General features: G+C 70.1%; 10 protein-coding genes. 5 read left to right on the plus strand and 5 right to left on the minus strand.

Translation table 11 applies throughout. The features are described from left to right. Positions 1-54: 54 nt before the first annotated feature. The 3 genes from ABD172_RS09960 to ABD172_RS09970 all read right to left on the minus strand — a co-directional run bounded on the left by ABD172_RS09960 (position 55) and on the right by ABD172_RS09970 (position 4,870). A complete protein-coding gene (locus tag ABD172_RS09960; protein ID WP_344309224.1) occupies positions 55-912 on the minus strand; it encodes a 3-hydroxybutyryl-CoA dehydrogenase in 858 nt (285 codons plus the stop codon). A gap of 72 nt (positions 913-984) precedes the next feature. Then, positions 985-1,476, minus strand: a complete 492-nt coding sequence (gene def / locus ABD172_RS09965) for a peptide deformylase (protein ID WP_344309225.1) — start codon at positions 1,474-1,476, stop codon at positions 985-987. Continuing rightward, entirely contained in the window at positions 1,469-4,870 is a 3,402-nt protein-coding gene (locus tag ABD172_RS09970; protein ID WP_344309226.1) for a pyruvate carboxylase, read from the minus strand. The genes def and ABD172_RS09970 overlap by 8 nt, the downstream gene beginning before the upstream one ends. Positions 4,871-5,057: 187 nt before the next feature. Between ABD172_RS09970 and ABD172_RS09975 the strand changes: the two genes are divergently transcribed. From ABD172_RS09975 to ABD172_RS09985, 3 genes are all read left to right on the plus strand, one after another. Continuing rightward, positions 5,058-6,236, plus strand: a complete 1,179-nt coding sequence (locus tag ABD172_RS09975) for an exonuclease SbcCD subunit D (RefSeq protein WP_344309228.1) — start codon at positions 5,058-5,060, stop codon at positions 6,234-6,236. Next, positions 6,233-9,262, plus strand: coding sequence for an AAA family ATPase (locus tag ABD172_RS09980; protein WP_344309230.1), 3,030 nt, complete (start codon positions 6,233-6,235; stop codon positions 9,260-9,262). Before ABD172_RS09975 ends, ABD172_RS09980 begins: the two co-directional genes overlap by 4 nt. 75 nt (positions 9,263-9,337) lie before the next feature. Then, positions 9,338-10,366, plus strand: a complete 1,029-nt coding sequence (locus ABD172_RS09985; protein WP_344309232.1) for a ParA family protein — start codon at positions 9,338-9,340, stop codon at positions 10,364-10,366. 240 nt (positions 10,367-10,606) lie between these two features. Here ABD172_RS09985 and ABD172_RS09990 read toward each other — a convergent pair whose 3' ends face one another. Beyond that, a complete protein-coding gene (locus ABD172_RS09990) occupies positions 10,607-11,191 on the minus strand; it encodes a MerR family transcriptional regulator (protein WP_344309234.1) in 585 nt (194 codons plus the stop codon). Positions 11,192-11,493: 302 nt separating this feature from the next. Continuing rightward, entirely contained in the window at positions 11,494-12,225 is a 732-nt protein-coding gene (locus tag ABD172_RS09995) for a lysophospholipid acyltransferase family protein (RefSeq protein WP_344309235.1), read from the minus strand. A 159-nt stretch (positions 12,226-12,384) separates the two neighbouring features. Between ABD172_RS09995 and ABD172_RS10000 the strand changes: the two genes are divergently transcribed. Together ABD172_RS10000 and ABD172_RS10005 are read left to right on the plus strand one after the other, a co-directional pair. Next, entirely contained in the window at positions 12,385-13,188 is an 804-nt protein-coding gene (locus ABD172_RS10000; RefSeq protein WP_344309237.1) for an alpha/beta hydrolase, read from the plus strand. Beyond that, positions 13,185-13,610 (plus strand): hypothetical protein, encoded by a 426-nt coding sequence (locus ABD172_RS10005; protein ID WP_344309239.1) that lies wholly within the window; start codon positions 13,185-13,187, stop codon positions 13,608-13,610. Before ABD172_RS10000 ends, ABD172_RS10005 begins: the two co-directional genes overlap by 4 nt. Positions 13,611-13,652: the final 42 nt, after the last annotated feature.

Raw genomic sequence — 13,652 nt, forward strand, 5'->3', positions numbered from 1 at the left:
GCCGGCGCCTCGGCGGTTCGGGTCCTGCCGGTCCGGTCGGCAGGTCGTGGCCGCTCAGTAGTCGTCATAGAAACCGCGCCCGGACTTCTTGCCCATCATGCCGGCGTCGACCATGCGGGAGAGCAGCAGCGGCGGCTTGTGCGCCGGGTCGCCGGTCTCCTCGAACATCGACACACCGATGAAGTAGAGCGTGTCGAGGCCGACGACGTCGGACAGGCGGATCGGACCCATCGGGTGCGCGCACCCGTTCCTCATGCCCGCGTCGATGTCCTCCTTCGACGCGTATCCGTTCTCGAGCATCCGGATCGCGGAGAAGAGGTAGGGAACGAGAAGCGCATTCACGACGAAGCCGGGACGGTCGTCCGCACGGATCGGGCTCTTGCCCAGCACCTGGGTCGTGAACTGCTCCATCGTGTCGGCGACGGCCGGATCCGTGACGACCGAGGAGATGATCTCGACGAGCGGCTGGACCGGTGCGGGATTGAAGAAGTGCAGACCGAGAACCCGATCGGGCCGGCTCGTCGCCTGCGCGAACCGGATGATCGGCATCGACGAGGTGTTCGAGGCGAGGATCGCGTCCGGGTCGGTGACGTAGCTGTCGAGCTCGGCGAAGATCGCCTTCTTGATGTCCTCGTTCTCACTCGCGGCCTCGATGACGAGCTGGCGGTCTGCCATCCGTGCGATCTCGGTCGTGAAGGTGAGGGAGGCGAGGGCGGCGTCGCGCGCCTCGGCGGTGAGCTTGCCGCGGGACACGCCCTTGTCGAGGGACGCGGTGATGCGTCCCCGGCCGGCGGCGACAGCCTCGTCGTTGATGTCACGGACGACGACGTCGAGGCCTGCGCGGGCGAGCACCTCGGCGATGCCGGAGCCCATGAGGCCGGCGCCGACGACTCCCACTCGTGTGATGGTCATGTGCGTATTCTCCGTTCGAAGGGGAATGATGTGAGCTTCTGTGCGGCCGGTCGGCTCCCGGTTCCGGGAACGTCAGAACCAGGTCGAGGCCCGCACCTGTTTGAGGGCTGCGCGTCGGTTCTCCTTCGAGAGCCGGTCGAGATACACGTATCCGTCGAGGTGATCGGTCTCGTGCTGGAGCATCTGCGCCATGAGGCCGTCGCCCTCGAGCACGATCGGCTCGTTGTCCCGGTCGACCCCGGTGACGACGGCACGGGACCACCGCGGTGTGGGGAACCAGAGCCCCGGCACCGACAGGCACCCCTCGTCGATCTCACGGTACTCGCCGCTCGTCTCCGCGAGAACCGGGTTGATCACATAACCGAGCTTCCCGTCGACGCGATAAGCGAAGACGCGCTTCGTCGACCCGATCTGTGTCGCGGCGACGCCTGCGCGCCCCTCCATGTCCGTCGTGTCGAGGAGGTCACGGACGAGGGCGCGCAGGCGGTCGTCGAAGACGGTGACCGGTTCGGTCACCGTCTTCAACACGGGGTCACCGAAGAAGCGGATGGGCTTCTCAGGCATCGATCACCACGACGAGGTCGCCGCCCTCGAGCTGCTGAACGGGTCCGATCGCGAGGCGTGAGACGGTGCCCGCGATCGGTGCGGTGATCGAGGCCTCCATCTTCATCGCCTCGATCGTCGCGACCGTCTGACCCGCGGAGACCCTGTCGCCGACGGCCACCTGGAGGGTGACGACACCGGCGAAGGGGCTCGCGACGTGGCCGGGGTTCGTCGAATCGGCCCGCTCGGCGGTCGCGACATCGACGTCCACGGCGCGGTCGCGCACCGAGATCGGACGGAGCTGACCGTTGAGCGTGCACATGACGGTACGCATGCCTCGCTCGTCCGGGGCACCGATCGCCTGGACGCCCACGAGGAGCGCCTTGCCCTTGTCGATGACGACGGCGTGCTCCTCGCCCTCCGTCATGCCGTAGAGGTAGTCCTGGCTCTCGAGGACGGAGAGGTCACCGTAGGTCTCGCGGACCCGCTGGAACTCCTTCGTCGGGGCCGGGAACAGCAGGCGGTTGAGGGTGTCCTGACGCGTGCGGCCGGGCTCGTCGAGGAGCGCGCTGTCGGAGTCGGCGAGGTCCTCCGACGCGGGCTTCACGGTACGGCCCTCGAGCGCCTTCGTCCGGAAGGGCTCGGGCCAACCACCCGGCGGGTCGCCGAGGTCGCCGGAGAGGAACCCGATGACGGAGTCCGGGATGTCGAAGGACTGCGGGTTCTCCGCGAACTCCTCCGGGTCCGCACCGACCGCCACGAGGTGGAGGGCGAGGTCACCGACGACCTTCGAGGACGGGGTCACCTTGACGAGGTGACCGAGGATCCGGTCCGCCGCCTCGTACATCTTCTCGATCTCCTCGAACTTCTCGCCGAGACCGAGCGCGACAGCCTGCTGGCGAAGGTTCGAGAGCTGGCCGCCGGGGATCTCGTGGCGGTACACGCGGCCCGTCGGGCCCGGGAGCCCGGACTCGAAGGGCTTGTACACATTGCGCACGGCCTCCCAGTACGGTTCGAGGTCCGACACGTGGGCGAGGTCGAGTCCGGTGTCGCGCTCGGTGTGCGCGAGGGCGGCGACCAGTGCCGAGAGCGAGGGCTGGCTCGTCGTTCCGGCCATCGAGGCACTCGCGGCGTCGACCGCGTCCGCACCCGCGGCCGAGGCGGCGAGCAGGGTCGCGAGCTGGCCGCCGGCGGTGTCGTGCGTGTGCACGTGGACCGGCAGGTCGAACTCGGACCGGAGCGCGGTGACGAGGGTCGTCGCCGCGGCCGGCCGCAACAGACCCGCCATGTCCTTGATCGCGAGGACGTGGGCACCGGCCTTCACGATCCGCTCCGCGAGGCCGAGGTAGTAGTCGAGCGTGTAGAGCGGCTCGTCGGGGTTCGAGAGGTCCGAGGTGTAGCAGAGTGCCACCTCGGCGACCGCAGAGCCGGTGGACCGCACGGCCTCGATCGCCGGACGCATCTGGTCGATGTCGTTGAGCGCGTCGAAGATGCGGAAGATGTCGACACCGGTGGCGGTGGCCTCCTCGACGAACGCGGTCGTCACCTTCGTCGGGTACGGCGTGTAGCCGACGGTGTTCCGGCCGCGCAGGAGCATCTGGAGGTTGATGTTCGGGATCGCCTCCCGGAGCTTCGCAAGACGCTCCCACGGGTCCTCGCCGAGGAACCGGAGGGCGACGTCGTAGGTCGCACCGCCCCAGGCCTCGACGGAGAGGAGTTCGGGGGTCATCCGGGCGACGTAGGGAGCCACCGCGAGGAGGTCCTTCGTGCGGACCCGGGTCGCGAGGAGCGACTGGTGGGCGTCACGGAAGGTCGTGTCGGTGACCGCGAGCGAGGTGCGCTCGCGCAGAGCCTTCGCCCAGCCCTCGGGACCGAGGTCGGTGAGCAGCTGGCGGGAGCCGACGGGCGCCTCGGTCCTGATGTCGAACGTCGGGAGCTTCTCGCGCGGCTGGAGGCGCACGGGCGACTCACCGTTCGGCTTGTTCACCGTGACGTCCGCGAGGAACTCGAGGAGTTTCGACCCGCGGTCCGCTCCGACCTTCGCGTCGAGCAGGTGCGGGCGCTCCTCGATGAACTTCGTCGAGAGGTCACCGCGGATGAATGCCGGGTCGTCGAGGACCGCCCGGATGAACCCGATGTTCGTCGCGACACCACGGATGCGGAACTCCGCGAGTGCACGGCTGGAGCGGGCGACGGCCTGCTCGAACGTGCGTCCGCGCGTCGTGCACTTCACGAGCATGGAGTCGAAGTGGGCGGAGACCTCCGCGCCGGCGTACACCGTGCCGCCGTCGAGGCGGACGCCCGCACCGCCGGCGGACCGGTAGGCGGTGATGACGCCGGTGTCGGGGCGGAAGGAGTTCGCCGGGTCCTCGGTCGTGATGCGGCACTGGAGGGCGGCGCCCTTGATGAAGACGTTGTCCTGCGCGAGCCCGAGGTCCGCGAGCTTCTCGCCGGAGGCGATGCGCATCTGCGACTGCACGAGGTCGACGTCGGTGATCTCCTCGGTGACCGTGTGCTCGACCTGGATGCGGGGGTTCATCTCGATGAACGCGTGCTTGCCCGCGCGCGGCCCCTCGGTCTCGAGGAGGAACTCGACGGTGCCGGCGTTCTGGTAACCGAGTGCACGGGCGAACTTCAGGGCGTCCTCGCGGAGGGCGTCGGCGACCTCGGCGTCGAGGTTCGGCGCGGGTGCGATCTCGATGACCTTCTGGTGGCGACGCTGGATCGAGCAGTCGCGTTCGAAGAGGTGGATCGCGTTCGAGTCGTTGTCCGCGAGGATCTGGACCTCGATGTGCCGCGGACGCTGCACCGCCTGCTCGATGAAGACGGTCGGGTCACCGAAGGCGCCCTCGGCCTCGCGCATCGCGGCCTTGAGGGCCTCGACGAGGTCCTCGGGACGGTTGACCCGGCGCATGCCGCGTCCGCCGCCACCGGCGACGGCCTTGACGAAGAGCGGGTACTCGATCCCCTCGGCATCCGCGAGCAGCTGATCGATGTCCGCGGAGGGACGGGTCGAGGTGAGGGTCGGGATGCCCGCCTTGCGCGCGGCCTCGAGGGCCTGCACCTTGTTGCCGGCCATCTCGAGGACGGAGGCCTGGGGTCCGATGAAGGTGATCCCGTTGTCGGCACAGGCGCGCGCGAGGTCGGGGTTCTCGGACAGGAAGCCGTACCCGGGGTAGACGGCGTCCGCACCGGCTTCGAGAGCGACCCGGATGATCTCCTCCACGCTGAGGTACGCGCGAACGGGATGGCCCTTCTCGCCGATGAGGTAGGCCTCGTCGGCCTTGAGACGGTGTTCGGAGTTCCGGTCCTCGTAGGGGAAGACCGCAACGGTGGAGGCGCCCAGTTCGTAGGCGGCCCGGAATGCACGAACCGCGATCTCACCGCGGTTGGCCACGAGAACTTTGGAGAACATCTGTGTTGCTCGCTTTTCTTCTCGGCGCGCCCGAGGTGGTCCTCCGGCGCGCAGGGGGTTCCGTTGACGAGCGTCACTCTACAGACGCGGTGTGACCCACTTCGCAGGGGGGTCGGATTCGCTCCGCCGACCGCCTGCGCACCTCCGCGTCGGCGCCGTGTCCGTCGGTCCCGATAGCCTTCGGTGCATGCGGATCCTCCACACCTCCGACTGGCATCTCGGCCGGACCTTCCACGGCGTCGACCTCACGGACGCGCACCGGGCCTTCCTCGATCACCTCGTCACTCTCGCGGTGGACGAGCAGGTGGACGCGGTGCTCGTCGCCGGTGACGTGTACGACCGCGCGGTCCCCGGACCGGAGGCCCTCGAACTCCTCGACCGGACCGCGGACCGGCTCACGGAGGCCGGGATCCACCTCGTGGCGACGAGCGGCAACCACGACTCCTTCATGCGCCTCGGGCACGCACGGAAGCGGCTCGACGCGACGGGTGTGCACGTGCGCACGCGGCTCTCCGACATCGCATGGCCGACCGTCCTCACCGCACGTTCTTCCTCGGGGTCCTCCCCCGGGACCGCGGACGACTTCTCCGTGGCGGTGTACGGGATCCCCTATCTGGAACCCGGGCTCGTCCACGACCGGTGGGGTGTCGCGCGCACCCACGAAGCCGTCCTCACCGCGGCGATGGACCGGATCCGTGCCCATCACTCCTCCCACCACCCGGGCGCCGCCCTCGTCGTCGCGGCACATGCGTTCGTCGGCGGCGCGCAGGCCTCGGAGTCCGAGCGGGACATCTCCGTCGGCAGTGTGGGCATCGCCCCGCTCACGGTGTTCTCCGGTGCCGACTACGTCGCGCTCGGTCATCTCCACCGACCGCAGGCGCTCGCCCCGACGGTCCGGTACTCGGGGTCCCCGCTGCCCTACTCCTTCGGGGAGGCCGCTCACCCCAAGTCCACGGTGCTCGTCGACATCACGGGCGATGCCGTGTCCGGGTACGACGTCGCCGCGTCCGCGATCCCGCTTCCGCAGTTCCGGCCGGTCCGGACTCTCACGGGAACGCTCGAGGACGTCCTCCGGACTCCGGTCGAACCGGACGCCCTCGTCGAGGCCCTGCTCACCGATCCCGTCCGTGTCCCCGCGGCTCTCGGTCGCCTCCGGGCCGCCTTCGACGGGCTCATCCGCTACGAGTGGGTGCAGGCCGGCGCACATCTCCCGGACTCCCCCGGTGACCGTGCCGCCGCGCACCGTCGCACCGAGAGCGAGGTGTTCCGCGACTTCGTCCGGGAGGCCACCGGCGCGGTGGCCGGCGACGCCCTCGTCACCCGGTTCGAATCCGCCCTCGTCACGGCGAGGAGCGAGAACCGATGAGACTCCACACCCTCGCCCTCAGCGCCTTCGGTCCGTTCCCGGAGGAGGTCCACATCGATTTCGACGCGGTCGCCGAGGACGGGCTCTTCCTCATCGCCGGCCCGACGGGTGCGGGCAAGACCTCGATCCTCGACGCCCTCACCTTCGCCCTCTACGGTCGGGTTCCCGGGGAGCGGAACCGCGCCGCAGCCTTCCGCTCGCACTTCGCCGCCCCGGACACCCGCACCTGGGTCCGGCTCGAATTCAGCGCCCGCGGCCGGCGATGGCGGGTCGAGCGCTCACCCGCGTACGAGCGACCCTCGAAACGCGACCGGACGAAGCTCGTCGCCGAACGTCCGACCGCGCTGCTGTCCGTGTTCGAGGACGGCGAATGGGCCGGCCGGGCCCGGACGATGGCCGACGTCCAGGCACAGATCCAGGAGGCGATCGGCCTCGGGGCGGACCAGTTCTCGAAGATCATCCTCCTGCCCCAGGGTGATTTCGCGGCCTTCCTCGAGGCCGATCCGAGGGAACGGGAGCCGCTCCTCCAGAAGCTCTTCGGCACCGGTGTGTACGAACAGGTCGCCCGGGTTCTCGAGGACCGGGCGAAGGACGGGCGTACTCGTATCCGGGAGATCTCCGAGGCCCGCCGTTATCTCGCGGAGAGCGTCCGCGAGGAGATCGGGGAACCCCTCCCGGCCGCGCTTCCGCACGAGCCCTCGATCGGGGACGTCATGGCGGTCCTCTCCCCCGCCCGGGCCGTCCTGCGCGAGCGCCTCGAGGTCGCTCGGACCGTCTGCGACCTCGCGCAGGCGACCGCACACACCGCGTCGGCGCACGCCGCACGGGTCGCCGAACGGATCGAGGACCGCCGTCGCCTCCGCGCGCTCGAGCACCTCGAGACCGCGCACGCCGCCGACTCCGGGGTCCGGACCGAGCTCCGCTCACGCCTCGATCGCGCACGGCGTGCCGCGGCGGTCGTCCCCACGATCGGGGAACTCTCCCGCGCCGAGGCCGCGCACGCACACGCATCGGAGACCCTCCGGACCGCCGAGGCACACCTCGGGGACGCCCGCACGGCTCTCGGGCCGGCCGTGTCGGTCCCGACCGTCGGGTCGGCGCGTGCTCTTCACGCCCGCGCAGCCGCCCGGCGCACGGCCCTCTCCGCCGAGCAGGATCTGCGGACCCTGCAGGAGCAGGACACCGCGGAACTCGACGCCCGGGCAGCCGCCCTCACGGCCCTCGACGCCGAACTCGAGGCCCTGGACACGGAGGACGACGCACTCGCGCCCGTACGTGCCGATGCCCCGCAGGTCGAACGCGACGCTGTCGACCTCGGGACCGCCCGCGAGGAGCACCGGAGAGCGAACGAACTCCTCACGCGCCTCACCGAGCTCGACGCCGGGCTCCGCCGGGCGCGCGAGGAGCTCGCACGTGCCCGGGACGTCCGTGACCGGTCCCGTGCGCACCACGAGGACCTCGTCACGCGGCGCCTCGCCGGGATCGCGGGCGAGCTCGCCGCCACCCTCTCCGCGGACTCCCCGTGTCCGGTCTGTGGCTCCTGTGTGCATCCGCACCCGGCGTCCCCCGGGGATTCCCCCGTGACACCCGCGGACGTCGAGAACGCACTCGGGGCCTGGACCACCGCAGCGCGCGAGTACGAGGCCGCTGCCACGTCACTGCGCGAACTCGAGACCGCCCGGGCGGGGACGGCGGGGGCGCTCGGGGACCGCACCGCCGAGACCCTCGCGGCGGAGGGGGCCGCTCTCGAGTCCCGCACCTGCGACCTCGAGAGCCGGACGGAGGCCGTCCGCACGGCGCGGTCCCGCACCGCAGCACTGCAGGAACAGCGGGCCCGGCTCACGGACCGGAAGGAGATCGAGGCCCGGGCGGTGACGTCCCTGCGGGCGACGATCGCCGAACGCGCGGGACGCCTCGCCGCCCTCGGTGCCGACGAGGAGGATCTCCGGGCATTCCGCGCACTCGGGCTCGAGCTGCCGGACTCGCTCGAGGACGCCGGCGCCATGGAGACGGCCGCAGGCGCCCTCGTCGACGCACTCGAGGCACTCACACGTGCCCGCGAGGCCCTGACGGCCGCGGAACAGGAGGTCACTGCACGGCGCGAGGCACGGGACGCCGCCCTCGAGGAGCAGGGTTTCTCGCGCGCCGAGGAGGTGGAGACCGCGACGGCGAGCGACGTCCACGCACTCGAGTCGGAGCTCAGGGGCCAGCAGGACCGCGCCGCCCGCATCGAGGCCCTCCGCTCCGAGGGCTGGTGGGACCGGGCCCGTACCGACACTGCTTCCGACGACCGTCTCGCGGCCGCACGCGCGGAGGCGGAGGCCGTCCGGGAGAAGGCGGATCGGGATTGTGCGGATGCCCGCGGGCGCCTCGCCGTGGCCGAGGAGCACCTCGAACGTCTCTCGGCCCGCAGCACGCGCTTCCTCACCACCGAGGAACCGCGAGAGGGGGAACTCACGGCGCTCCGCGACGACGTCGCGATCGCCGGGCTCGTCCACGCGACGTCCCCGGACAACACGAAGCGCATGACCCTCACGTCCTACGCCCTCGCCGCACTCTTCGCCGATGTCGCGGCGCACGCCTCGGAACGCCTCGTCGTCATGAGTGCCGGCCGCTACCGGCTCGTCCACGACGTCTCGATCGGAAAGGGCGAGAAGAAGGCGGGACTCGGACTGCGGGTGTTCGACGCATTCACCCAGGAGACCCGCGACACCCGTTCGCTCTCCGGGGGCGAGGGCTTCATGGCCTCCCTCGCGCTCGCACTCGGCCTCGCGGACACCGTCGCCGGCACGCGCGGCGGGGTGGAGCTCGACTCCCTCTTCATCGACGAGGGTTTCGGCTCGCTCGACCCGGACGCACTCGCCGAGGTCATGCGGGTGCTCGACGAACTCCGTGCCGGTGGGCGCACGGTGGGCGTGATCTCCCACGTCCAGGCGATGCAGCAGTCGATCCCCGCCGGGATCACGGTCCGCAACTCCCCCACCGGTTCGCGCGTCCATCAGCGTGATGCGACGCGTCTCACATAGCGCGCGGGCACGTTCCTCCGGCGGTGTTTCACCACCCGGGCACACTCTTTCGGCTACCGTAGTCGTGTGTTCGTCGTGAGTATTTCGAGTCTCAAGGGCGGGGTCGGCAAGACCTCGGTGACCCTCGGTCTGGCCTCTGCCGCCTTCAACAGGGGCATCTCGACCCTCGTCGTCGACATGGATCCCCAGGCCGATGTCTCCACCGGCCTCGGTGTGCCCGTGTCGACCGAGGTCGACGTGGCCGACGTCCTCGCTGCGCCCAAGTCGCGGATCCTCGATCGCGGGATCGTGCCGAGTGCGTGGGCGGAGGAACACACGGGCCGGGTCGACGTCATTCCGGGCTCACCGCGTGCTGCGGAGTTCGACCGCCCGTCGCTGTCGGACCGGTACCTCCGGCGCATGCGCGATGCCCTTGCGAAGATCGGCACCCGGTACCGACTCGTCCTCATCGACTGCCCGCCCTCGCTCAACGGACTCACGCGGGCGGCATGGACGGCGAGCGACCAGGTCGCCGTCGTCACCGAGCCCGGACTCTTCTCCGTCGCCGCCGCGGACCGTGCGCTGCGCGCCGCCGAGGAACTCCGTTCCCGCAACGACAGCGACCTCACTCCCCTCGGCGTCATCGTCAACCGGATGCGCCCGAGCTCTCTCGAACACACGTACCGGGTGAACGAGCTCAAGGAGATGTTCGGCGACCTCGTCGTCGACCCCCAGATCCCCGAGCGCACCGTACTCCAACAGGCTCAGGGTTCCGCACGCCCCATCCACCAGTGGCCGGGCAAACCGGCGGCGGAGATCGCCGCGGCCTTCGACGGCATCCTCGACCGTGTGCTCCGCGCCGAGAGCGAACAGAAGTCCCGCCGGGCCTCGCGCGCCGCGGAGCAGGAGACACCACCGTCCGAGAGCGACCCGAAGGCACCCGCGACACCGCAGGCGAACGGGAGGGCAACGGATTCCGCCGAGGCGCCGACCACCTCGGGCACGGAAGCCACGGTCCCGTCCGCGGCCGGGTCCTCCGGTGCGACCACACCCGGCACCTCGAAGCGCCTGAGCGATCCCCCGCCGACAATGCCGATGCGGATCGTGGACGACAGCAAACGCTGAACGCGCACCCACGGTCGCGAGCATCGGGGACCAGGCACCCGACGACGAGAACCCACCGGTCGACCGGACCGGTGGGTTCTGTGTGTCCTGGTGGGTTCTGTGTGTCATGGCAGCGTGCGGTGGCCGCCCCTTCGGTTGTCGTGGCCCTCCCGTGCAGACGCAACCCGCCCACGGACTGCTTCCTCGTGTCCGGGACGGGTCTGTGGTGCCGAGGGATCCGGGCTGGTGGGGGCTACCCACTCAGCCCGACTTGCGGGCGGCGCGCCGGGCCGAGAGCTCGTCCATCGCGGCGAGCGGCGCAGGATCCGCCTCGGGGCGTTCGCTCGGCAGTTCGGAGAGGGTGCCCTCGACCTCGCGCCACACGCGGCCGACGGCGATGCCGAACACTCCCTGTCCACCCTGGACGAGGTCGATGACCTGGTCGGCGGAGGTGCATTCGAAGACGGAGGAACCGTCACTCATGAGGGTGATCTGCGAGAGGTCCTCGATACCGCGCTCACGGAGGTGACCGACGGCCACCCGGATCTGATTGAGTGCGACGCCCGTGTCGAGAAGACGCTTGACGATCTTGAGAACGAGGATGTCGCGGAAGCTGTAGAGCCGCTGTGATCCCGAGCCGGTGGCGGTCCGGATCGAAGGCACGACGAGATCCGTGCGTGCCCAGTAGTCCATCTGCCGGTAGGTGATACCGACGACGCGACACACGGTCGGGCCGCGATAACCGGCCTCCTCGTCGAGCTCGGGAAGGTCGTCGTCGAACAGCAGGCCCTGCGCGCCGCGCGGGACCCGCACCTCCGGCGCGGAATTCTCTTGTGAGCGGTTCACACCGACTCCTCCTTTTCACCCCAGGGGGAAGCAGGGCCGCCGGATCGGTCAATCGTGCGGGTCTGCTCGCTCGGATTCTACTCCCGTTCGAGCGGATCCGAGCGGGCGTGGCCCGTGATTGCCCCGTTTTCCCGGGCGACCCGGGGGAACGTACAGGACGAACCTATCGAGCCGCGACGAGGAACCCGGTGAAATGGTGGGTAACGATTTCGGCGTGTCGCCGTTATCCAAGAAATCGAACGACGAGCCGTGGGCACCGGGAACGCAACGGTCCCGCGGACCGGGGCCACAGCGGCCGGGGCCTATTCCGCCAAGGACTTCCCCGCGCCCGATCCGGAACCGTCGGAGGCCTTCTTCTCCGCGAGCAACCGCGTCTTCACGGTCGATGCGTAGGAGTCCACGTACTTCTGGCCCGAGAGCCGAAGGATCTCGTACATGATCTCGTCGGTGATGGAACGCAGGAGGAAGCGGTCCTCCGGAACGCCCGTGTACTTCGAGAAATCGAGGGCCTCACCGAAGACGATGCCGACCCGACCGAGGCGCGGGAGCTTCGCGCCGACCGGCTGGATGCGGTCGGTCCCGATGACGGCGACCGGCACGACCGGCGAACCGGACTCGATGACGAGACGCGCCACCCCTGTCCGTCCGCGGTACAGCTTGCCGTCCGGGCTCCGCGTGCCCTCCGGGTAGATGCCGAGCACACCTCCGTCCGCGAGCACCTTGGTCCCCGAGGACAGGGACGCGGAGGAGCCGGCGCCGCCGGAACGGTCCATCGGCAGCTGATTCGTGAGGGTGAAGAACCATCGGGTGAGCATTCCACCGAGGCCGCGTCCGGTGAAGTAGTCGTTCTTCGCGAGGTAGTAGACGGGCCGGGGCGACACCACCGGGACGAGGATCGAGTCGATGAACGACAGGTGGTTACCGGCGAGGATGACGGGACCCGATTCCGGGATGTTCTCGAGCCCTCGGACCCACGGGCGGAAGAGGATCCGCAACACCGGGGCCACAATGATCTTGAGCATCCAGTAGAACACGTGGTCCCTTTCGTTCCTGCAGCATTCACGGTCGGTCCGGACCCTCGCCGGGGAATGTGCTCCTGGCTCCGGCGAACCGTCCGAGATTACTATACGGGTGCGACTCCGGGCCCCGCCCGGTGGCGCGTTCCCCTCCACTCCCCAGCCCCGAGGATCCGCATGGGACCTGCAGACACCGACATCCACACACCCCTGAGGATCGTCCGCCCCGACGCGGAAGTGGCCGTTCTGCTCCTGCACGGGATCACCGGATCACCCTTCGTGTGGAAGGAACTCGCCCGGTCCGTCGCGGAGGAGCTCCCGGTGACGGTGAGCGTTCCGCTCCTTCCCGGGCACGGCACCCGGTGGCAGGATCTCGCCCGGCGTGGCTACGACGACTGGTACTTCCATGCACGGGAGGAACTCGAGCGGCTGCGGGCGTCGCACGAGCGGGTCGTCGTCGCCGGCCTCTCGATGGGAGGCGCCCTGGCGCTCGATCTGGCGGCGCGCACCGACGCGGTGGACGCGCTCGTCCTCGTGAACCCGGCCGTGTTCGTCGACGATCCCCTCGCCTTCGCCCTCCCGGTCCTCGGACGCTTCGTCCCTTCCGTCCGGGCGATAGGCAACGACATCGCACTGCCGGGTGTCACCGAGCACGCCTATGCCCGGACCCCGGTGCGCGCCGTCGCCTCCCTGCACCGCGCCCAGCGCGGACTGCGGGAACGACTGTGGGCCGTCGAGGCGCCCGTGACTCTCTGCCTCTCGTCGACCGACAACGTCGTCGGCCCCCGCTCCGCCGCGTACCTCCGGTCCCATCTGCCGCGGCGCCCCCGGGAGATCGTGCTCCGCCGCAGTCGCCATGTGGCGACCCTCGACCACGATGCGGCAGCCATCGGGGATGCTCTGCGCGCAGCGGTCGGGAACGACCCGCAGCCGGACGCCACCGTCGTCCCGCACCACGACGGAAGGAGCCCGGCCCAGTGACGGACGAGCACCCGGAGCGTCGGGGCCCCGAGAACGAACCCGAACGCGAGCGGGCCCCGGAGGGAGAACGTGTCGCGGATGCCGAGTGGGAGGATTTCGTCGCCGGGATCCGCGCACAGACCGGGTTCGTGCCCGAGATGTCCCGCGACGAGGTCTGGGAGGCACTCGAGGACGCGGAGGGCTGGCACGCCCCGGAGCCGGCCCCGATCGGCTGGCGCACGGCTGCTCCCGCAGTCGTCCTCGCATGGGTCGCCGTGCTCGGTGGACTGTCCGCCCTCGTCGTCGGCGCGGTGTTCTTCCGTCCGATCCCCGGGTGGGCGACGCTCGCCCTCATCGTCGTCGTGCTCCTCGGCGCGCTCACGCTCTTCATGCGGCTGCCCCGCGATCGGAGGTACGACGGAGGCGACGGGGCGGAGGTCTGAGCACACCTGGGAACGTGTGTCCGTGGGTCCTGGAACAATAGA

It is taken from the genome of Brevibacterium samyangense, assembly GCF_039529845.1.
Classification (GTDB): domain Bacteria; phylum Actinomycetota; class Actinomycetes; order Actinomycetales; family Brevibacteriaceae; genus Brevibacterium; species Brevibacterium samyangense.

What these genes read in the sequence shown, in the direction of transcription:
- ABD172_RS09960 (WP_344309224.1), bottom strand. Translation starts at nt 912, where the DNA reads ATGACCATCACACGAGTGGGAGTCGTCGGCGCCGGCCTCATGGGCTCC.
- def (WP_344309225.1), bottom strand. Translation starts at nt 1,476, where the DNA reads ATGCCTGAGAAGCCCATCCGCTTCTTCGGTGACCCCGTGTTGAAGACG.
- ABD172_RS09970 (WP_344309226.1), bottom strand. Translation starts at nt 4,870, where the DNA reads ATGTTCTCCAAAGTTCTCGTGGCCAACCGCGGTGAGATCGCGGTTCGT.
- ABD172_RS09975 (WP_344309228.1), top strand. Translation starts at nt 5,058, where the DNA reads ATGCGGATCCTCCACACCTCCGACTGGCATCTCGGCCGGACCTTCCAC.
- ABD172_RS09980 (WP_344309230.1), top strand. Translation starts at nt 6,233, where the DNA reads ATGAGACTCCACACCCTCGCCCTCAGCGCCTTCGGTCCGTTCCCGGAG.
- ABD172_RS10000 (WP_344309237.1), top strand. Translation starts at nt 12,385, where the DNA reads ATGGGACCTGCAGACACCGACATCCACACACCCCTGAGGATCGTCCGC.